The sequence below is a fragment of the Kribbella rubisoli genome (assembly GCF_004217145.1).
GTDB classification, from domain to species: domain Bacteria; phylum Actinomycetota; class Actinomycetes; order Propionibacteriales; family Kribbellaceae; genus Kribbella; species Kribbella rubisoli.
Window position 1 is genome coordinate 554,403 of sequence record NZ_SHKR01000016.1, and the last position, 19,576, is coordinate 573,978.

A 19,576-nucleotide genomic window follows, 5' to 3' on the forward strand; every position below is an offset into this window, starting at 1 on the left:
CGAGGGGAACCAGATGAGCTTCGGGGACTTCGCGACGAGCCGGCACGGCGCGCTCTACCGGTACGCCTACCTGCTGGCCGGCGACCGCGGTCTGGCCGAGGACCTCGTCCAGGAAGCCCTGGTCAAGACGTACGTCGGCTGGCACCGCCTCCGCGACCCGAACAACGCCGAGGCCTACACCCGTCGCGTCATCACCACGACCGCCATCGGCTGGTGGCGGCGCAAGTCCTGGCGCGCCGAGCTCCCCAACGACGACGTACCGGATCGTCCCGCCGACCCGGACGACGTCACGGCCCGAGTCTGGCTGTGGCACGAGCTACAAAAGCTCCCGCCCCGGCAACGCGCAGCGCTGGTGCTGCGGTACTACGAGGACCTCACCGAATCGCAGACGGCCGAAGTGCTCGGCTGCAGCGTCGGGACCGTGAAGAGCCAGGTCTCCGACGCACTCAAGAAGCTCCGGACCCGTCTCGGGTCCGACGTCGTGCTGAAAGCAGGGATGACGGAATGACCGATCTCCTCCGGGACACCCTCAACGAGCACGCCACCGGCGTCGAACCGCCGCCCCTCGACCTCGACGGCATCGTTGCGGCCGGCAACCGGCAGATCTCCCGCCGGCGGGCCTTGACCGTCCTCGGCGGCGCGGTCGCGACGGCAGCCGTAGCCGTCGGCGGCGCGGCCGTCATCCGGCCCCGCGAACAACGACCCCAGCCGGCCCGCCCGGCGCCGTACGTCGAACGCCGCGCGGTGACCTTTGCGCTCGGCAACAAGATCCACTACGGCAGCGACGTCATCGCGGTGCCGTCCAAGCACATCAACGCCTTCGTCCAGACCGACGCCGGCTTCGTGTTCCTTGACGAAGGCAACAACATCCACATCGCCGACCGCGACGGGGTCCGCGCCACCGGGAAGGGCGCGTGGAGCCTGACAGCCGATCACCGCGGCAGCCTGGTCGCGTGGACCGAAGGCTCCAACGACCACTTCGAGTCGGTGGTGTACGACGTGGCGGCGAACCGCGAGCTCGTCCGTACGCCGGTCGGCAACGCGATCCCGTCCGGCGCCAGCCTCGTGCGCGGACCGAGCATCGTCGCGATCGACGGCAACAAGGCGTACTTCGGTACGCTCGAAGGCCTGTACCGCTGGGACATCAACGCGAACAAAGGTGAGCTGCTGGCCGACGTGTCACCGGTCGCAGTCCGGACCGTCACCGCGGGCCAACTGGTGTACCAGCAACCGCTCGAGCAACCGCTCACGGGTCACACACTCAAGGTCGGCCCCACGCTGACCACCGGAGCCAGGACCACGTTCAGCGGCGAGCAGGCCTTCCTGTCACCCGGCGCGCAGTACCTCGTCACCCAGCCGGACGACGCGAGGATGGGCGATCAGCCCATCTGGTCCGACCTCCAACTGTTCGGCGTCACCGCCCCGACCGGCGGCCCACTCAAGCGCTCCGAGTACTGGGCCTTCAGATTCGGTCAATGGCTCGACGACGCGACGTTCACAGCAGCCGCAGCCCGAAACACCTCACGCCAGGAGACGGACCTGCTTGTGTTCGACGCCCGGACCAGCACCTACAGAATCGTGGCCCCGGGCTTCTCCACCTACACGTTCAGCAAGACGGCACCGCGAACGCCTCCGTTCGCGATGCCGACCGGTGCCCCGATCTACGACTTGGCCTGATCCACTGCCGCGGCCGGCGTCTCCGTACCTTGGTTCTCCGGGAAGTGGCAGGCGGTCTGGTGGCCGGGGGCCAGTTCGACCAGCGGCGGCTCGACGGCCTTGCAGATGTCCTGTGCCTTCCAGCAGCGGGTGTGGAAGCGGCACGCGGGCGGCGGGTTGATCGGGCTCGGAACGTCACCCTGCAAGCGGATGCGTTCCTGCTTCGCCTTCCGCTTGGTGTCCGGAACCGGGACCGCCGACAGCAGCGCGACCGTGTACGGGTGCATCGGCTTCTCGTACAGGTCGACGCGGTCGGCGAGCTCGACGATCTTGCCGAGGTACATGACCGCGACCCGATCCGACACATGCCGTACGACGGACAGGTCGTGCGCGATCATCACGTACGTCAGGTCGAACTCTTCCTGCAGATCCTCGAGCAGGTTCACCACCTGCGCCTGGATCGACACGTCCAGCGCGGACACCGGCTCGTCGGCGACGATCAGCTTCGGCCGCAGGGCCAGCGTACGGGCGATACCGATGCGCTGCCGCTGACCGCCGGAGAACTCGTGCGGGTACCGGTTGTAGTGCTCCGGGCTCAGACCCACCAGCTCGAGCAGCTCCTGCACGGCCTTCTTCACGCCGTGCTCGGTCTTCACGTGCTGCAGCTTGAACGGCGCGCCGACGATCTTGCCGACCGTGTGCCGCGGGTTCAGCGAACCGTACGGGTCCTGGAAGATCATCTGTACGTCGCGACGCAGCGGTCGCATCTGGCCCTCGCGCAGGTGGCTGATGTCGCGGCCCTCGAAGACGATCTCGCCGGACGTCGGCTCGAGCAAACGGGTCAGGAGCCGTCCGGTGGTGGTCTTGCCACAGCCGGACTCGCCCACCAGCGACAGGGTCTCACCGCGGGTCACGTTGAAGGTCAGGCCGTCGACCGCCTGGACCGCACCGACCTGGCGCTGCAGCACGCCCTTACGGATCGGGAAGTGCTTGACGAGGCTGGTGACCGAGAGGATCTCCTCGCCGATCTTCGGGACGGCGGGAGTGGATTCGGCGTCAGTAGTGGTCACAGTCGTCCCGTTCACAGCTTCGGCTTGATGTCGGTCTCCCACGCCTGCTGGCGGTTCTGCGGGGAGAGGTGGCAGGCGACCATGTGGCCGTTGCCGGTGTCGAGCAGCTCCGGGCGATCGGTCTCGCTGGCGCCGCCGTTCAGGTGCGCGTAGTTGCAGCGCGGGTTGAACGCACAGCCCGTCGGGACGTTGATCAAGCTCGGAGGCGTGCCCTTGATCGGGATCAGCCGCTCGCTACGTTCCCGGTCGATCCGCGGCATCGAGCCGAGCAGACCCCAGGTGTACGGGTGCTGCGGCTCGTCGAAGATCTCTTCGGCGGTGCCGTACTCGGCCGCGCGGCCGGCGTACATCACCTGGATGTCGTCGGCCAACTCAGCGACCACGCCGAGGTCGTGGGTGATGATGATGACGGCGGAGTTGAACTCGCGCTGCAGGTCCCGGATCAGGTCCAGGATCTGCGCCTGCACGGTGACGTCGAGGGCCGTGGTCGGCTCGTCGGCGATCAGCAGGTCCGGGTCGCACGACAGCGCCATCGCGATCATCGCGCGCTGCCGCATACCGCCGGAGAACTGGTGCGGGTACGAGTCGACGCGCCGGTCGGGCTGCGGGATGCCGACCCGGTCGAGCATCTCGATCGCGTGCTTCTTCGCGACCTGCTTGCTGACCTTGTTGTGGACCCGGTATGCCTCGATGATCTGGTGCCCGACCGTGTAGAACGGGTGCATCGCCGACAGCGGGTCCTGGAAGATCATCGCCATCCGCTTGCCGCGGAGCAGCCGGACCTCTTCGCGGCTCGCCTGGACCAGGTCCTGTCCGTCCAGGAAGATCTCGCCGCTGATCCTGGCCACGCCCGGCGGGTGCAGACCCATGATCGACAGGCTCGTGACGCTCTTGCCGGAGCCGGACTCACCCACGATGCCGAGGGTCTTGCCCCGCTCGAGCTTGAACGAGATCCCGTCGACCGACTTCACCACACCGTCGTCGGTCGGGAAGTGCACCTTGAGGTCGCGTACGTCGAGGAACGCTTCGCCGCGCGCCACCCGCTGGACGGAGTCCTGGACTTCTTCGATCGGCTCGGTCACGAGATCCGCACCCTCGGGTCGACGACGGCGTACAGCAGGTCAACGATCAGGTTGGCCAGCACGATGAAGAAGGCGGCGACCAGGGTCACGCCGAGCACCTTCGGCAGGTCGTTGGCCCGCAGCGCGATGACGGCGTACTGACCGATGCCCGGGAGCGAGAACGTCGTCTCGGTGAGGATCGCGCCGCCCATCAGCAGCCCGAGGTCGAGGCCGAAGATGGTCAGGATCGGCGTCAGCGCGGACCGCAGCCCGTGTCTGAGGACGACGTCCCGCTCGGTCAGGCCCTTGGCCCGCGCCGTCCGGACGTAGTCCTCGTTCATCGTCTCGAGCATGCCGGCCCGGGTCAGCCGGGCGTACGCCGCGGCGTACAGGAACGCGAGCGTCGTCCACGGAAGTATCAGGTCGTACGCCCACCAGATCGGATTGGTTTCGTCGAGTGGGTTCGTGCCGCCCTGCGCTGTCCAGCCGAGGCCGTAGCTGAAGATCGACAGCGAGAGCAGACCGGTGAAGAAGATCGGCAGCGACACACCGGCCAGCGCCACCGACATGAGTGATCGGTCCAGCACCGAACCGCGTCTCAGCGCCGATATCACACCGGTGCCGACGCCGGTGACGAGCCAGATGAATGCCGCACCACCTGCCAGCGAGGCGGTGACCGGTATTCGCGCGACCAGGTCCGGCCAGACCGGCGTCTGGGTCAGGAACGAGTAGCCGAAGCACGGCGGCGGGCAGTGCTCTGTCGACGGGCCGTAGTTGTAGTCGGTTCCGACGACCAGACCCTTCACGAAGCGCCCGTACTGCACGTACAGCGGATCGGTGAAGCCGAGCCGCTCCGCGGTCTGGTGGATCTGTTCCTTGCCGACACTGCGGCCGACGTACCGCGAGGCCAGGTCGTCCGCCGTGGCACCGCCGACCCGCGGGACCAGGAAGAAGATCGAGAACGTGACTGCCGTGACGATGAAGAGCAGGACCACTGCCCCGATCAGCCGGCGGATCAGATATGCGAGCACCGTGCGCGGCGTGGTGGCCGGTGATCATCGCTGATCACCGGCCACCATCAGCCTTCACCTACCTCTGCTGGCGAAATGATGGTTGGTCAGGGCAACTACTTCTGCGCGAGCCCGATCGCCGCGTAGTCGTACATGTTCTGACCGTCGTTGCTGAAGACGTTGGCCAGGGTGTCCGGACGGTACAGCAGGCCCTTGGCCCAGATGCCCGGCAGCGCGGCCGCCTGCTCCATGACCTTCTTGTCGACGTCGACCCACAGCTTGTTACGCGCGGCCTCGTCGGTGGTGGACATCGCCTGGTCGATCAGCTTGTCGACCTCGGGGATGCGGATACCCAGGTTGGTGTTACCACCGGTGTCCCGGATGACCCGGCTGTCGACGATCTGGCTCAGGAAGCCGAAGCCGTCGTTCCAGTCCGCGCCCCAGCTGTAGACGATCAGGCCGAGGCGGTTCGCCTTCGCGAAGTCCGGCTTGCCGGCGTACAGCTTGGTGTAGTCACCGGTCGGGTACGGCTTGGTGGTCAGGTTGATACCGACCCGCTTCAGCGACTGCTGCAGCGTCTCGGCGACCGCCTTCTCCTTGGCCCGGTCGGTGCGGTAGGTGATGTTGATCGCGAAGCCGTTCGGCTGACCGCACTGCTTCAGCTCGTCCTTGGCCTTGTCGACGTTGCCGTTCTTGTCGGTCAGGAAGCCGTAGTCGTCGAAGCTCTGCGCACCGGTGACACCCGGCGGCATCAGGTTCGTCGCGATGTCGCCGCCGATCGGGCCGCCGTACGCGCGCTGGTAGCCCTCGTGGTCGGCCGCGTAGAGCACCGCCTTGCGGCAGTGCACGTTGTCCAGCGGCGGGACCTGGCTGTTCAGCACGGTCCAGTTCAGCCGCGGCGCCGGCACGTTGTCGGCGTGCGCCTTCAGGTTCGGGTCGGCGAGGATCTTCGCCTGGGTCTCAGGCTGCACGCCGGTACCGGCGAGGTCGACGTCCAGGTCACCGGCCAGCAGCCGGTTGTCGATGTCCGTGCCCTCGACGTTGTACGCGATGGTGATCTTGTCCGGCAGCGCCTTGCGGCCCGAGTCCGGGTCGGTGGACGCGTCGTACTGGTCGTTGCGGACCAGGTCGAAGCCGCTGTTCGGGTTGTACGTGCCGAACTTGTACGGACCGGTCGCGATCGGGTGTTCCTTGTACTTCGCGCCGGTGTCCTTGGCCTGCGGCACCGGAGCCGTCGACGGCAGCTGCGCGAAGTAGTCGAAGCTCGCGAACGGCTTGTTCAGGTGGAACACGATGGTCTGGTCGTCCGGCGTCTCGATCGCCTTCGCGACCCCGGCCAGCGACTTGTCCTTGTAGACGCTGTAGCCCTTCGGGACGTCCAGCAGGAAGTCGTTGAAGTACGTCGGGCCGTTCGGCAGCGTCGCCTTGTCCAGCGACCGCGCGACGGCGTACTTCACGTCCTTCGACGTGACCGGCGTGCCGTCCTCGTACTTCACGCCCTTGCGGAGCTTGTACGTCCAGGTCTTCGCGTCGTCACTGGGCACACCGGGGGCCTCGGCCAGGTCCGGGACCGGCTTCGCGCCCTCGGCACCCGGAGCCGCCTTGAACGTCATCAGCGGACGGACATAGTTACGAACCAGGTTCCAGGACAGGCCGTAGTAGGTGTCACCGGGGTCAGTGGAGTCCCACTGCTCGGTGATCGCCATCCGCAGCGTGCCACCCTTCTTGTCGCTCGGGTTGAAGTTCTTGCCGACGGCCGCGTTGAACTCGGCCTTCGCAGAACTCCCACCGCTGGACCCCCCGCCGGGCGTCGCCTTGGGTCCCCCGCAAGCCACCAGGCTGAGGGCGACGGCCGCACTGACGGCGGTAACCGTCGTGATGCGATTCCATCTCATCTGTTGTTGCACCCCTTTTTTCGTGAGAGCCAGGCTCCCTGGTTGGAGAGAAGTCCTAGCGCGACCGCGGGTCGAGCGCGTCGCGCAGCCCGTCGCCGAACAGGTTGAACGCCAGCACGGTGATGAAGATGGCCAGACCCGGCGAGATCATGTACCACGGGTCGACGGCGTACCACTTGGCCGCGATCGACAGCATGTCTCCCCAGCTGGCGGTCGGCGGACGGACGCCGACGCCGAGGTAGGACAGACCCGCCTCGAACAGCACGTTGGTCGGGATCAGCAGCGTCGCGTAGACCAGGATCGGGGCGATCAGGTTCGGGAGCAGCTCGGTGAACAGGATGTACGGGCGGCGCGCGCCGAGGCTGCGGGCCGCGTCGACGAACTCGCGCTCACGCAGTGACAGCGTCTGACCACGGATGATCCGGCCGATGTACGGCCAGCTGAAGAAGCCGATGATGAATACGATCAGCCCGACCCGCAGCGAGTCGCCGCTGAGTCCGAGGATCGAGTCCGGCACCGCGCCGACCAGCGCCAGCGCGAACAGCACCAGCGGGAAGGCGAGGAAGATGTCCATCAAGCGGCTGATCAGCGAGTCGACCCAGCCGCCGAAGTACCCGGCGACGATGCCCATCACGACGCCGATCACCACCGACATCAGCGTCGCCAGGAACGCGATCAGCAGCGAGATCCGGGCCCCGTAGACGATCCGGGCGAAGATGTCGCGACCGTTGAGCGGCTCGATACCGAGCGGGTGGTCCCAGCTGATGCCGCCGAACCGGCCGAGCGGCACCTGCCGCGACGGATCGACCAGGTCCTGGTGGAAGTCGTTCGGGGTGACACCGACGAGCTTGCACAGCAACGGCGCGAAGATCGCGACCAGGATCAGGAGCAGCACAATGACCCCGCCCGCGATCGCGACCTTGTCGCGCTTCAGCCGTATCCAGGAGATCTGCCAGAGCGACCGGCCCTCGATCTTGCCGACGCCCTCGAGGATGGCGTCCGGCTGCGCCGACGATGCTCCGGGCTCGACCTCGAGTGGCGCGCTCACGCGATGGGTACCCCTGCCTGGTTCGGTTTTTGAACGGGAACGAAATCCCGTATGGCTGCGGCCTTAACCTGCCGCCATTACAGCGCGGAGTCAAACGCGGAAAGTGCTGCGTTGCCCGATCGTGATCGTCAGGAAATCGTCCCGTATCGTGGACGTTCCGCAGTAAACCACGGTGTCGCACCCTCGGTCGCCGCGGCCTCGCCAACCGTTACTGCCATGGCATTTTTGTGTCAGTACCGAGATCAGGGCGATATTCGCCCGGTTTCAGCGCCTCATCCCGGAGAAATAGACGAACGACAGCGGATCGATGGCCGGCTGGACGTTCTCGACGTCGTTGTGGGCGACGACGGCGACCCTCCCCTGCCAGCTCGGGATCACCGGCACCTCTCGCGCGATCACGGTCTGTAGCTGGCCGATGAGCTCGTCGCGCTTCAGCCCGTTCTGCTCGGTCCGTTGCTGCTGCAGCAGCTTCGTGGCCGCGGCCGAGCGGTACCCGTTCTGGAACGGTACGTCGGTCACGAACGGCGCAAGGTAGTCGTCGGCGTCCGGGAACTCCGGGATCCAGCCGAACTGGTACATGTCGTACGCCCCGGCCTTCGCGGCCTGCTGGTACTGCGGCCACTCGGCACTTCGCAGGGTCACCCGGAACAGCCCCGACGCCTCCAGCTGACGCTTGAGCTCGAGTACTTCGGCCTTCGCGCCGGTGCCGAACTGCGTCGGCGTCCAGCCGACCGTCAGCGGGACCGGCGCGGCGATGTTCGCGGCCTTGAGGATCGCCGCGGCCGCCGTCTTGCTCGGCTGCTTGTACTCCGTCTTGAACGCGTCGGTCTGACCGCCGAACCCGGGCGGCACCACGGAGTACAGCGGCGACACGTGGTCGCCGTATGCCTTCTTCGCGATCGCCGGGCGATCGATCAGCTGGGCGACCGCCTGCCGGATCGCCGGCTTGCGCGCCAGCAGCGACTTCATCTGGAAGGCGAAGAAGCGGATCTCCGCGGAGTTGGTCTCGACCACCTGCACCTGGTCGGACTTGCGCAGCTTGTCCAGCAGGCTCGGACCGAACCCATGGAACGCGATGTCCGCCTTGCCGGAGGTGACGGCCTGGTACAGCGCGGTCGAGTCCTTCAGCTGGCTGATCGTGACGCCGTCGTTCTGCGCGGCCCGCGGACCCTTGTACCCGGCGAACTTGGCGAGCGTGATCTCCACGCCGGGTTTGTACGCCGCCAGCTGGTACGGCCCGCTGCCGATAGCTTTCGCGTCAAGCAACCTGTTCGCCGGGTAGGACTGCTCGTCGACGATCGAGGCCGCCGTCGTGGTCAGCAGGTACGGCAGGCGCGCGTCGGGGCTGGTCAGGTTGAACACCGCGGTCAGGTCGTCCGGAGTACTCACGGACTTCACCGAGGAGAACAGGTGCGCCGCTCCCCCGGGCGTCTTCAGCCGGACCATCCGGTCGAAGCTGAACTTCACGTCCGACGAGGTCAACTCGTGCCCGTTCGGGAAGGTCAGGTGTTCCTTCAGGCTGCACGTGTACGTCGTCGGCGAGTCGAACTGGCAGTCCGCCGCGTCCGGCACCGGGGTCGGTTTGTCGGGCAGGATCGTCAGCAGCGTCTGGTACAGGTTCGCCTGGACGGTGCGCGAGCCTGCGTCGTACGGGCCGGCCGGGTCGAGCGAGGCGATCGAGTCCGTCGTCGCCACCCGCAGCAGCATCAGCTTCGGCGACGTCTCCCCCGGGTGCGGCGCATTGTCGTCCGGCTGACCGCAGGCAGCCAAAGACACCCCCAGGGCACCCACAGCCACGGCCGCCGACATCCGGCGCACCCACTTGCTCACCGTCTCACTCTCCCCAGCCATTACCCGAACAACGCCCCCGAAGGCACCAGGTGACGGTAGCTGGTCAACGGAGCAGCGCGCGCAGGGACTCCGGCGTGAGCGGTTCGAGCGACTTGACGACGAGTCGGCGAGGTGCCTCGGGGATCGAGATCCACTGCGGCACGGCGACGACGTACGCGCCGGCCGCCGTACCTGCCTGGGTGCCGGTCATCGAGTCCTCGATCACGACGCAGTTGGCCGGATCGACGCCGAGCTTGGCCGCGGCGGTCAAGTACGGCTCGGGGTTCGGCTTGCCGAGCGTCACCTCGTCACCGGCAATGATCACGTCGAACAGGTCCGCAGGCAGGTGCAGGAGAACGGCGTCGATCATCTGCCGGTACGACGCCGACACCAGCGCGCACGGGACATCTTCCTTGCGCAGTGCCTGCAGCAGCTCGAGCGCGCCGGGCTGGAACGTGACCTCCTTGCGGAGCGCCACGATCACCTCGGAGAACATCCGGTCGGCCAGCTCTTCGGCGGTGATCACGCCGGCCGGGATCCGCGCCATCCAGACCTGGACGGCATCGCGCAGGTCGCTGCCGATCAGGCTCATGCAGTCGTCCATCGTCCAGGTCGCGCCGAGCTCGGCCAGTAAGGCAAGCTGGACCTCCGCCCAGACCTTCTCGGAGTCGACCAACGTCCCGTCCATGTCCCACAGCACTGCTTGCAGGGCCGGCAACTACCGCTCCTCTACGTCGTTCGCTCAGATCAGATCCACTCCATTCTCCCTGGTCGCGCCAGGTCCGGACATTTCGGGTCTCACCGACACGTTCCGCTGGGCGTGAAACCGGGCACACGTGTCCGCCGGAACACGTAGGCTGGCAGTCCGGTTTCCCGCCGGATTGCCTACAGACGACAGGGGGCCTGCGAGTGGTTGACCTCGCGAACCTGAGGGACCCGGTCGTGATCGCCGCGTTCGAGGGCTGGAACGACGCGGCCGAGGCGGCCACCGGAGCGGTCGACCATCTCGTCGACGAGTGGGACGCGGAGCTCGTCACGGCGATCGACCCCGAGGACTACTACGACTTCCAGGTGAACCGTCCCCAGGTCGGCCTCGACGAGGACGGCGTACGGCGGTTGACCTGGCCGACGACGCGGATCTACCTGGCGCGTCCCGACGACACCGGCCGCGACGTGCTGCTGATCCGCGGCATCGAGCCGAACATGCGCTGGCGCGCGTTCTCCCGCGAGCTGCTGGAGATCGTCGACGAGTCCAACGCGCAGATCGTCGTCGTGCTCGGCGCGCTGCTCGCCGACTCGCCGCACACCCGCCCGATCCCGGTGTCCGCGACCTCGTCCGACCCGGAGCTCACCGCATCGTGGAGCCTCGAGGCGTCGACGTACGAAGGCCCGACGGGTATCACCGGTGTCTTCGCCGACCTGTGCACCACGCTCGGCGTCCCGTCGGTCTCGATCTGGTCCGCGATCCCGCACTACATCGCCGGCACGCCGTGCCCGAAGGCGTCACTCGCATTGCTCGGCAAGATCGAGGCACTGCTGGATCTGGCCATCCCCGAGGGCGATCTGCCGGAGCTGTCCCGCGCGTGGCAGCGCGGCGCCGACGAGCTCAGCGAAGAGGACCCGGAGGTCGCGGAGTACGTCCAGTCGCTCGAGGAGCAGCGCGACACGGCCGACCTCCCCGAAGCCACCGGCGAGGCGATCGCAGCCGAGTTCGAGCGCTACCTCAGACGCCGCAACAAGAACCACCCGAGCGACTAAGCCGGCATCTCGCGCGTCGCTGTAGTGATGACGTCGTCGAGTACGGCGCGGGACGTGGTGAGGTCGGCGATCATCTGGTCGATGCGGTCCCGTTCGGCGGTCAGCTCGGTGACGAGCTCGGGCGTGGCCCGCTCGTTCGGCCCGCCGTCCGGGTCCCGCATGCACGGCAGCAACTCGGCGATCTTCTTGCTGTGCAGCCCGGCGGCGAACAGCTCCTGGATCAGGATCACGCGATCCACGGCGCGTTCGGCGTACTCACGTTGCCCGCCGGCTGTCCGTTCGGACACGAGTAGGCCCTGCACTTCGTAGTACCGCAACGACCGCACACTCACCCCGGCCCGCTCCGCCAGCTCCCCGATCCGCACGCCGCCTCCAGGACTTGAACCTGACACTGATGTCAGACTTTACCGTCCCGGTATGACGCTCTACGACTACGGCCCGATCACCGAACGACCCGCCCTCGACTGGCCCGACGGCAAGCGCGTGGCCTTCTATGTCGGCCTCAACATCGAGCACTTCCTGCCCGACGAGCCCTCCACCAGCATCTGGCCGATCGACGTCAAACCCGACGCGCTGAACCACGGATGGCGCGAGTACGGCGCCCGCGTCGGCATCTGGCGGACCATCGACATCCTCGACCGGTACGGCGTCCGCGCGAGTGCTCTCGTGAACTCGATGGTTGCCGAGAGCAACCCGCAGATCATCAAGGCCGGCGTCGAACGCGACTGGGCCTGGCTCTCCCACGGGCAGACCAATTCGATCCTGCACACCGGCTACGAGCCCGACGAGGAACGTCGCATCCTCACCGACATCACCAGCACGATCGAGACCGCCACCGGCAAGCGGCCGAAAGGCTGGATGGGGCCGGCGCTGACCGAGACCCACAACACCCCGGAACTGCTCGGCGAGCTCGGGTACCGGTACGTCCTCGACTGGACCAACGACGATCAGCCGTACCGCCTCAACGTGCCCGGGATGCTCAGCGTCCCGTACACGCTCGAGCTCAACGACCTCGGCCTGCTCCTCCGCGGCCTGTCCGGCCCCGACTTCCTCCAGATGGTGAAGGACCAGTACGACGTACTCCGTGAAGAGGGCGGGCGAGTGATGGCGCTGGCGCTGCATCCGTTCGTGATCGGGCAGCCGTTCCGGGCGAAGTACCTGAACCTCGCACTGGAGTACATTGCCGCGCAGAGCGACGTCTGGCTGACCACGAGTGACGACATCGCCGCCCACCACTCGACCACGTAACCCGGCCCGGCATGGCGCGTTGTTACTAATGGGTTTATTCTCGTCCGGATAACTGGGGGGTGACGGCGCGCCGTCACCGGGAGCACGGGGAGTGATATGCGCGACGAGCGGGGCGGTACTTCGATCCCTGCCCTTGCCGTGCTCGTGCTGCTCGGCATCGTCGCCGCGGTCGGCATCTTCGGTAACAAGACGAAGCAGGTCACCGTCGACCTCACCACGCTGACGGCGTCGACGACCGCCACCACGATCGCCACCGCTCCGCTCGACACCCAGCCGTTCTCCGGGACCAACGGCCTGGTCGTCCACCCGCGTGCCGAGGCGGCCCTGTTCACCGCCCCGGACGCCGACGCGTTCGGCAAGATCGCGCCCACGCAGTTCGGCCAGACCTGGTTGCCGGTCGTCGAGCAGACCGATGGCTGGGTGCGGGTCCTGCTCCCCTCCAAGCCCAACCGGTCCACCGGCTGGCTGCAGGACGAGGACCTCGACCGCGCCTCCTCGTCGTACCTGATCCGTGTGCACACCAGTTCGCGGACCATCGAGCTCTTCGACAAGAACAAGAGCCTGGGCACCTGGAAGGCCGGGGTCGGCGCGAAGAAGACGCCGACGCCGCCCGGCCGGACCTTCCTGCTCGGCTCGATCATCGACCACAAGCGGTCGGCGTCGCCGATCGTGCTCCCGTTGGGTGCACACAGTCCCACCTTGGACACGTTCGGTGGCGGACCTGGTACGGTCGCGATCCACGGCTGGCCGAATCCCCACGTCTTCGGGGCGGCGATCAGCGCGGGCTGCGTCCGGGTGCCGAAGACCGCCCTCGCCGATCTGCAGAAGGTTCCGCTCGGGACGCTTGTCCTGATCGACAGCAAATAAGGAGATTCCGTATGCGACGACAGTTGACTCCGACTGTGCTGACGGCTGCGGCCGTCGCGGGGGTCGTGACGTTCAGCCTGGTCGCCAGTGCGCCGGCCGGCAACGCCGCGGCCCGCCCGTCGTCGGCGTACGCCGTGAGCGCGGAAGGCCAGGTGCCGATCGCGAAGACGCCGTACGCCGAATCGCTCGACGGCAAGCGGCAGACGACCTCCGCGCTGGAGCTCCCGAAGAACCCGCTGCTCTCGGTCCGGGCCGGTACGGCGACCGCGGGCAACGACTCGGCGTCCGTCGAACTGTTCGACATCGTGGTCGGTCCGGACATCCTCAGCCAGGTGCAGATCCCGCCGGAGCTGAAGCAGCAGTGCGCGAGCCTGCCGAAGACCGGCGCGGACGACCTGCCGCTGCCGGACATCGCGCTGCCCGACCTGGGCCTGCCTCTGCCGAAGCTGAGCACCAAGGACCTGCCGGTCAAGAACCTCCCGGACCTGTGCAACCTGCTGCTCAACCCGCCGAGCTCGCTGCTCGCCATCGACTCGCTGAACGTCTACTGCTCGGGTGACTCCGGCGGCGTCGACCTCGGCGCGGTGACGCTGCTCGGTCAGACCCTGAAGCTGCCGAGCACCAAGCAGGGCGCGTCCTTGCCTTCCAACCCGCTGGCGGCCATCAGCGTCAACAGCCAGGGCAAGCGCTCGGACGGCTCGTTCACCATCACCGGCCTGACCATCAACCTGGGCGGCGGCACCGAGGTCATCAACCTCGCCTCGGCCACCTGCGCCAAGCCGGCCGCCAAGCCGAAGCCCACCCCGAAGCCGACCCAGCCGGACGTCCAGGCTCCGCCGGTCGACCACGTCCCAGCGGCCCCGGTCCCCACCCCCGTCAAAACCCACCAAGCCGTCACCGGCTAACCCGCATCAAACGAGTTGGGGAGGATCTTGTACCGAATCGGGCACAAGATCCTCCCCAACCTCTTGCTAGAGCTTGACGCCCAAGAGGGCGTCGACGGCTACGGCGACCAGGGCGGGAGCCTCGTGGTCGTCGCCTTCGCTCTCCGCCCAGGCATCCACGGCAGCCAGCGCAGCGACCGTGTCCAGATCGTTCGTGAGCGCCGCCCGCAGGGCATCTACCGCAGCCGCGCCATCGGGCCCAGACCCGCGGCCCGCCGCACCACGCCAGACGTCGAGGCGCGCCTGCGCATCGGCCAGGTCGGACGGCATCCAGAACCAGTCGGTGCGGTAGTGATGCGTGAGCAGAGCCAGCCGGATAGCCATCGGGTCCGCGCCCGCGAGCCGCTCCTTCGACACCAGCACCAGGTTGCCCTTGGACTTCGACATCTTCTCGCCGTCGAGCCCGACCATCGCCTGGTGCACGTACGCCCGCGCGAACGGATGCTCGCCGGTCGCGACCTGCGCACCGCTCGCCGACATCTCGTGGTGCGGGAAGATCAGGTCCGTTCCGCCGCCCTGGACGTCGAACGTCATCCCGAGGTACTTCAGCGCGATCGCCGAGCACTCCACATGCCACCCCGGCCGGCCGCGTCCGAGCCCCGAGTCCCACGAGGGCTCCCCCGGTCGCTCGTGCCGCCAGAGCAGGCTGTCCAGTGGGTCCTGCTTGCCCTCGCGATCCGGGTCGCCGCCGCGCTCCGCGAACAGCTCCCGCATCGTCTCGCGGTCGTAGTTCGACACGCCGCCGAACAGCGGGTCGGTCTTCACCGCGAAGTACAGGTCGCCGTCGACGGAGTACACGGCCCCGGCCCGGCGCAGGTCCTCGACCGCATCGGAGACCAGATCGATCGACTCGACGACGCCGATGTAGTGCTGCGGCGGGATCACCCGCAACGCGGTCATGTCGTCGCGGAACAGCTGGATCTCCTGCGCGGCCAGCTCGGTCCATTCGACGCCGGTCGCCGTCGCCCGCTCGAGCAGCGGATCGTCGACGTCGGTGATGTTCTGCGTGTAGTGGACGTCGTACCCGCTGTCCCGCCACATCCGGTTGATCAGGTCGAACGTGACGTACGTCGCGGCATGGCCCATGTGGGTCGCGTCGTACGGCGTGATCCCGCACACATACATCCGGGCGGTCGCGCTGTCCGTCGGGGGCACCTCGACCAGGCCGCGGGAGGCGGTGTCGTAGAGGCGCAGCCGCCGGGCCGGCCCGGGTACGACCGGGATGTCTGGTTTCGTCCACGCCTGCATGTGTCGGAGCTTATGCCAGTCCGATTTTCAATGACGCAACACGGTTCCAATCTGTGGTCCGTCCACCGGCTGGCCCCCACGTCCAGCTAGCGTCGCGAGCGATGAGCGCTGACTTCGGTTCCGACTTCCAGGCGTACGGCGGCTGGATCGCCGCCGCCGCGATCCAGCAACAGGACCTCTTCAACGAGGTGGTCGGCCCTGGCTCGTTGCACGCCGACCTCGACGCGCGGACGCTCACCGGCGACCGAACCGCCCTCGGCGGCGTCTCGTTGCTCGGCAGCTTCTCGCACCAGGACAGCACCTGGCTGTGGGGCTGGGCGAACCCGGGCTTCGGCCCGGACGCGCCGGCAGTCGCGCCGACCGACGCGATCCGGCAGTTCGGCGGCAGGCACGGGATCGACGAGTTCACCACCGGCAGCCTGGACCTGAGCGGGTTCCCGCAACCGGCGCAGGCCGCGATCACGCTCGCGATCACCGCGGGCGCCGTACTCGGTGGTCGTGGCGTCTGGTCGACCGCGATCAACGACGGTCGCGGGCAGGTGTATCTGCATGTCGCGGACGAGCAGCTGCCGCTGGCCGGGTTCGATGCGATCGCCACGCCGCGACTGCTGATGACGGCTGTCAGCGTGTTCCCGTCCGACCACCGTCAGGTCGTCCGCGGGTACTTCCAGCACTTCGGCCTGCCGTACGACGAGGGGCCCGACGCGATCCGCGGCACGGCGCCGAACGGCAGCGCCGTGGTCGTGACCTTCGACGACCTCGGCCGCATCGGCAACGTCGGCGTCGAACCGAAGGGCTAGAACGCCGGCCAGGGAATCGCGGGCCAGTCGTCGCTCGGATACGGGAAGCTGCCGGTCTTGAGCAGCGTCGCGCAGCGCTCGCGGGTCGCGGTCAGCTCGACCGTGGTGATCAGCTCGCACAGTTGTTGCCCGAAGCCACCAGCGAGCTGATCCGCCAACCGGCGTACGTCGTCCAGCAGGTCGGCCGGGATCGGGTCGCCGGCCCAGCCCCACAGCACCGTGCGGAGCTTGTCGTCGGCGTTGAACGTGACGCCGTGGTCCACGCCGTACACCCGGCCGTCGCCCGGGTTCAGCACGTGGCCGCCCTTGCGGTCGGCATTGTTGACCACGGCATCGAAGACGGCCATCCGCTTCAGGGCGTCGTTGTCCGCGTGCACGAGCGTGACCGGGTTGTGGCGGCCGTCGAGCGCCTCGAGTACGCCGACCCAGCCCTTCGGCACGCGACCTTGCGGAACGATGTCGACCAGCTCGGTCTCCCCCGCCCCGAGCTCGGCCTCGTCGATCCACAACTGCACCATGCCCTCGCCGAGCGGCCCGTCCCGCAACAGCGTCGGCGGCACGACCGACCAGCCGAGCGTCTCGGACACGACGTACGCCGCGAACTCGCGCTGCGCGAGCGTGCCGTCGGGGAAGTCCCACAGCGGCCGCTCACCCTCGATCGGCTTGTAGACGACAGTAGCGGTCTCCCCGTCCAGGCTCACGGAGCCCTGGTAGGTGCCGTTCGAGGCCGCGACGAGGCGACCGTGCAGTGACAGCTCCCCGCGGGCGAGCAGGTCGGAATCAGTCATCATTCCGGCAGGTGTCGGCGGTAACCGTTGGCCCGCGGGCAGATGTGTCCGTCCGCGTCGATCGGCCGACCGCAGAACGGGCAGCTCGGGCGACCGGACGCGACCAGCGCGACCGCACGCCGGGCGAACGCCCTGGCCTGCTCCTCGGTGATCCGGACGATGAACACCTCGGCGTCGTCGGACTCCATCGCGGCCGTGACCGGATCGGTCTCCTCGAGGTCGGCCTGCTCACCCGTGACGACCGCGAACACCTCGATCACCACGCGCTCGGCGTCGGCCTCCCAGGCCAGCGTCATCGTGCCGGCCCGGAACTCCTCCTCGATCGGCTGCTCCAGCGGCGCAGTGTCGTCCACCGCGGTCTGCGTCACCGGATCGCGGTCGAAGCGCCGGGCGACCTCGTCCAGCATCACGTCGAGACGCTCCGCGAGAGCCATCACCTGCTCCTTCTCGCACGCGACCGACGTCAGCCGTTGCCCGGCCCTGGCCTGCAGGAAGAACGTCCTCGCACCTGGTTCTCCGACGGTGCCGGCGACGAACCGCTCTGGGTCGTCGTAGGTATGTACAACTCGCGCCATATCTAGACCCTATTACCGTCCGCCGACCACTGCGTCCGAGGACTGCTTCTTGGGCTTGCCTTTCGCTGTCGGCTTAGGAACCAGTGAAGCCAGCTCGCTGCCGGAGTCGTTCAGGCGGACCAGGAACGGGCGGGTCGCGGTGTAGGTGATGATCGTGGTCGAGGCGGTGTCCACGACGATCCGCTGGAACGTGTCCAGGTGCTGGCCGAGCGCATCCGCCACGATCGCCTTGATCACGTCGCCGTGTGAGACCGCGACCCAGATCGCGTTGTTGCCATGGGACTTGGCGAGCTCCGCGTCGTGCGCTCGTACGGCGTCGACCGCGCGCTGCTGCATCCCCCGCATCGACTCGCCGTTCGGGAACGTGACCGCCGACGGGTGCTGCTGGACGACGGCCCACAGCGGGTCCTTCGCGAGGGTCGCGATCTTCTTGCCGGTCCAGTCGCCGTACCCGCACTCGGTCAACCGCCGGTCGGTTGCCGGACGCAACACGTGCTCGGGATGGTGCTCGGCGTGGTGCTTGGCGATCGCTGCGGCGGTCTGCTTACACCGCTCGAGCGGCGAGGTGACGATCGCGGCCAGCGGCAGCTCGGCCAGCCGCTGCGCCACCGCCTCGGCCTGTTTGACGCCGGTCTCGTCCAGCTTCACACCGGGCGTGCGACCAGCCAGCGTGCCGGACGTATTCGCGGCACTACGGCCGTGACGGACCAGAATCACCGTGGGCATGGTGTGCACGTTATCCGGTCCGGCAAGTTCGGGTGCCATGATGGGGGACGTGATCGTGGACTGCGGGGTGTACGCCGAGGGGGAACGGCGGGATCTGCCCAAGGATCCCGAGACCGTTGCCCAGGCCATCGACGACGACCACGACTCGTTCGGGTGGATCGGGCTGCACGACCCGTCCGACGACGAGATGAAGCGGGTGCAGCGGCTGTTCAATCTGCACGATCTTGCCGTCGAGGACGCACTGCAGATCCACCAGCGGCCGAAGGTCGAGCGGTTCGGCGACATGATCCTCGTCGTACTGCGGACCCTCTGGTACGTCGACGAAGGTGACGCGGTCGAGACCGGCCAGGTGACGGCGTTCATCGGCCAGCGGTACGTCGTGACCGTGCGGCACGGGGAAGGCGGTGAGCTCGCCACCACGCGGCACGAGCTTGAGGAGCGCGCGTCGATGCTCGGGCACGGGCCGGCCGCCGTACTGTGGGCGATCTGCGACGCGATCGTCGACCAGTACGAGACCGTCGCCGAACAGGTCGAGTTCGACGTCGACGAGATCGAGAGCTCGGTGTTCTCGCCCGAGCGGACCAGCGACGCGGAGCGGATCTACCGGCTCAAGCGCGAGGTGCTCGAGATGCGTCGGGCGATCGATCCGCTGCGCGAGCCGATGGAGGAGTTCGCGCACGGCGTCGCCGGCCTCGGCCCGAAGGCGAGCCCGTTCTTCCGCGATGTCGCCGACCACCTCACCCGCGTCTCCGAGCAGACCGAGTCGATCGACATCCTGCTCCAGTCGGCGCTGAACGCACACCTCGCCCGGGTGTCCGTCCAGCAGAACGACGACATGCGAAAAATCTCAGCCTGGGTTGCCATCGCGGCGGTCCCCACGATGCTGGCGGGCATCTACGGCATGAACTTCGACAACATGCCCGAACTCCGCTGGCACTTCGGCTACTACGCCGTCCTCCTCCTGATGGCCATCGTCTGCACCACCATGTACGCCTTCTTCCGCAAGGTCGGCTGGCTGTAGGGGTTCTCCACTGGTGTTGCGCCTTCTCCCC

Annotated in this window: 20 protein-coding genes; 8 read left to right on the forward strand and 12 right to left on the reverse strand. The window is 67.7% G+C overall.

Translation table 11 applies throughout. From position 1 onward, the window contains the following. Positions 1 to 13: 13 nt before the first annotated feature. Both EV645_RS35305 and EV645_RS35310 read left to right on the forward strand, forming a co-directional pair. On the forward strand, positions 14 to 508 hold the full coding sequence (locus EV645_RS35305) for a SigE family RNA polymerase sigma factor (protein ID WP_130448402.1): 495 nt from the start codon (positions 14 to 16) through the stop codon (positions 506 to 508). Then, entirely contained in the window at positions 505 to 1,677 is a 1,173-nt protein-coding gene (locus EV645_RS35310; protein WP_130448403.1) for a hypothetical protein, read from the forward strand. Before EV645_RS35305 ends, EV645_RS35310 begins: the two co-directional genes overlap by 4 nt. On the opposite strand, the gene EV645_RS35315 is transcribed toward EV645_RS35310, so the two are convergent. From EV645_RS35315 to EV645_RS35345, 7 genes are all read right to left on the reverse strand, one after another. Then, entirely contained in the window at positions 1,662 to 2,726 is a 1,065-nt protein-coding gene (locus EV645_RS35315) for an ABC transporter ATP-binding protein (RefSeq protein WP_130448404.1), read from the reverse strand. The two genes, EV645_RS35310 and EV645_RS35315, sit on opposite strands and share 16 nt — an antisense overlap. A gap of 11 nt (positions 2,727 to 2,737) precedes the next feature. Further along, on the reverse strand, positions 2,738 to 3,808 hold the full coding sequence (locus EV645_RS35320; protein ID WP_130448405.1) for an ABC transporter ATP-binding protein: 1,071 nt from the start codon (positions 3,806 to 3,808) through the stop codon (positions 2,738 to 2,740). Further along, positions 3,805 to 4,818, reverse strand: coding sequence for an ABC transporter permease (locus EV645_RS35325; protein ID WP_130448406.1), 1,014 nt, complete (start codon positions 4,816 to 4,818; stop codon positions 3,805 to 3,807). The genes EV645_RS35320 and EV645_RS35325 overlap by 4 nt, the downstream gene beginning before the upstream one ends. A gap of 95 nt (positions 4,819 to 4,913) precedes the next feature. Then, positions 4,914 to 6,692: an ABC transporter substrate-binding protein gene (locus tag EV645_RS35330; RefSeq protein ID WP_130448407.1), complete on the reverse strand. Its 1,779-nt coding sequence runs from the start codon at positions 6,690 to 6,692 to the stop codon at positions 4,914 to 4,916. 55 nt (positions 6,693 to 6,747) lie between these two features. Continuing rightward, positions 6,748 to 7,740, reverse strand: a complete 993-nt coding sequence (locus EV645_RS35335; RefSeq protein ID WP_130448408.1) for an ABC transporter permease — start codon at positions 7,738 to 7,740, stop codon at positions 6,748 to 6,750. Positions 7,741 to 8,004: 264 nt separating this feature from the next. Further along, the gene (locus tag EV645_RS35340; protein WP_242000856.1) at positions 8,005 to 9,570 is read right to left on the reverse strand and encodes an ABC transporter substrate-binding protein; all 1,566 of its coding nucleotides are present in this window, start codon (positions 9,568 to 9,570) and stop codon (positions 8,005 to 8,007) included. A gap of 64 nt (positions 9,571 to 9,634) precedes the next feature. Next, the gene (locus EV645_RS35345) at positions 9,635 to 10,288 is read right to left on the reverse strand and encodes an HAD family hydrolase (protein WP_242000857.1); all 654 of its coding nucleotides are present in this window, start codon (positions 10,286 to 10,288) and stop codon (positions 9,635 to 9,637) included. Between the two features lie 191 nt (positions 10,289 to 10,479). Between EV645_RS35345 and EV645_RS35350 the strand changes: the two genes are divergently transcribed. Next, positions 10,480 to 11,328 carry a PAC2 family protein gene (locus EV645_RS35350; RefSeq protein ID WP_130448409.1) on the forward strand — a complete coding sequence of 283 codons (849 nt, stop codon included), beginning with the start codon at positions 10,480 to 10,482 and terminating at the stop codon, positions 11,326 to 11,328. Here EV645_RS35350 and EV645_RS35355 read toward each other — a convergent pair. Then, on the reverse strand, positions 11,325 to 11,693 hold the full coding sequence (locus EV645_RS35355; RefSeq protein WP_130448410.1) for a MerR family transcriptional regulator: 369 nt from the start codon (positions 11,691 to 11,693) through the stop codon (positions 11,325 to 11,327). The genes EV645_RS35350 and EV645_RS35355 overlap by 4 nt on opposite strands. Positions 11,694 to 11,745: 52 nt before the next feature. On the opposite strand from EV645_RS35355, the gene EV645_RS35360 reads away from it, so the two are divergent. The 3 genes from EV645_RS35360 (at position 11,746) to EV645_RS35370 (ending at position 14,348) form a co-directional block, all read left to right on the forward strand. Then, positions 11,746 to 12,576: a polysaccharide deacetylase family protein gene (locus tag EV645_RS35360; RefSeq protein WP_130448411.1), complete on the forward strand. Its 831-nt coding sequence runs from the start codon at positions 11,746 to 11,748 to the stop codon at positions 12,574 to 12,576. A 96-nt stretch (positions 12,577 to 12,672) separates the two neighbouring features. Next, a complete protein-coding gene (locus EV645_RS35365) occupies positions 12,673 to 13,443 on the forward strand; it encodes a L,D-transpeptidase (protein WP_130448412.1) in 771 nt (256 codons plus the stop codon). 11 nt (positions 13,444 to 13,454) lie between these two features. Next, entirely contained in the window at positions 13,455 to 14,348 is an 894-nt protein-coding gene (locus tag EV645_RS35370; RefSeq protein WP_130448413.1) for a hypothetical protein, read from the forward strand. A 66-nt stretch (positions 14,349 to 14,414) separates the two neighbouring features. On the opposite strand, the gene mshC is transcribed toward EV645_RS35370, so the two are convergent. Further along, positions 14,415 to 15,635, reverse strand: coding sequence for a cysteine--1-D-myo-inosityl 2-amino-2-deoxy-alpha-D-glucopyranoside ligase (gene mshC / locus EV645_RS35375; RefSeq protein ID WP_130448414.1), 1,221 nt, complete (start codon positions 15,633 to 15,635; stop codon positions 14,415 to 14,417). A 101-nt stretch (positions 15,636 to 15,736) separates the two neighbouring features. Between mshC and EV645_RS35380 the strand changes: the two genes are divergently transcribed. Further along, complete coding sequence (locus EV645_RS35380) at positions 15,737 to 16,435, forward strand: DUF6882 domain-containing protein (protein ID WP_130448415.1); 699 nt, start codon at positions 15,737 to 15,739, stop codon at positions 16,433 to 16,435. On the opposite strand, the gene EV645_RS35385 is transcribed toward EV645_RS35380, so the two are convergent. The 3 genes from EV645_RS35385 to EV645_RS35395 are packed head-to-tail and all read right to left on the reverse strand — an operon-like array spanning position 16,432 to position 18,524. Continuing rightward, positions 16,432 to 17,223: an SCO1664 family protein gene (locus EV645_RS35385; protein WP_130448525.1), complete on the reverse strand. Its 792-nt coding sequence runs from the start codon at positions 17,221 to 17,223 to the stop codon at positions 16,432 to 16,434. The two genes, EV645_RS35380 and EV645_RS35385, sit on opposite strands and share 4 nt — an antisense overlap. Beyond that, positions 17,223 to 17,798 (reverse strand): DUF3090 family protein, encoded by a 576-nt coding sequence (locus EV645_RS35390; RefSeq protein WP_130448416.1) that lies wholly within the window; start codon positions 17,796 to 17,798, stop codon positions 17,223 to 17,225. The genes EV645_RS35385 and EV645_RS35390 overlap by 1 nt, the downstream gene beginning before the upstream one ends. A 12-nt stretch (positions 17,799 to 17,810) precedes the next feature. Continuing rightward, positions 17,811 to 18,524, reverse strand: coding sequence for a histidine phosphatase family protein (locus EV645_RS35395; protein WP_130448417.1), 714 nt, complete (start codon positions 18,522 to 18,524; stop codon positions 17,811 to 17,813). A gap of 37 nt (positions 18,525 to 18,561) precedes the next feature. On the opposite strand from EV645_RS35395, the gene corA reads away from it, so the two are divergent. Continuing rightward, a complete protein-coding gene (gene corA, locus EV645_RS35400; RefSeq protein WP_242000858.1) occupies positions 18,562 to 19,545 on the forward strand; it encodes a magnesium/cobalt transporter CorA in 984 nt (327 codons plus the stop codon). Positions 19,546 to 19,576: the final 31 nt, after the last annotated feature.

Coding starts and splice junctions, on each gene's coding strand:
- EV645_RS35305 (WP_130448402.1), top strand. CDS start 14: ATGAGCTTCGGGGACTTCGCGACGAGCCGGCACGGCGCGCTCTACCGG.
- EV645_RS35390 (WP_130448416.1), bottom strand. CDS start 17,798: ATGGCGCGAGTTGTACATACCTACGACGACCCAGAGCGGTTCGTCGCC.
- EV645_RS35360 (WP_130448411.1), top strand. CDS start 11,746: ATGACGCTCTACGACTACGGCCCGATCACCGAACGACCCGCCCTCGAC.
- EV645_RS35310 (WP_130448403.1), top strand. CDS start 505: ATGACCGATCTCCTCCGGGACACCCTCAACGAGCACGCCACCGGCGTC.
- EV645_RS35365 (WP_130448412.1), top strand. CDS start 12,673: ATGCGCGACGAGCGGGGCGGTACTTCGATCCCTGCCCTTGCCGTGCTC.
- corA (WP_242000858.1), top strand. CDS start 18,562: ATGATGGGGGACGTGATCGTGGACTGCGGGGTGTACGCCGAGGGGGAA.
- mshC (WP_130448414.1), bottom strand. CDS start 15,635: ATGCAGGCGTGGACGAAACCAGACATCCCGGTCGTACCCGGGCCGGCC.
- EV645_RS35395 (WP_130448417.1), bottom strand. CDS start 18,524: ATGCCCACGGTGATTCTGGTCCGTCACGGCCGTAGTGCCGCGAATACG.
- EV645_RS35380 (WP_130448415.1), top strand. CDS start 15,737: ATGAGCGCTGACTTCGGTTCCGACTTCCAGGCGTACGGCGGCTGGATC.
- EV645_RS35385 (WP_130448525.1), bottom strand. CDS start 17,223: ATGACTGATTCCGACCTGCTCGCCCGCGGGGAGCTGTCACTGCACGGT.
- EV645_RS35370 (WP_130448413.1), top strand. CDS start 13,455: ATGCGACGACAGTTGACTCCGACTGTGCTGACGGCTGCGGCCGTCGCG.
- EV645_RS35330 (WP_130448407.1), bottom strand. CDS start 6,692: ATGAGATGGAATCGCATCACGACGGTTACCGCCGTCAGTGCGGCCGTC.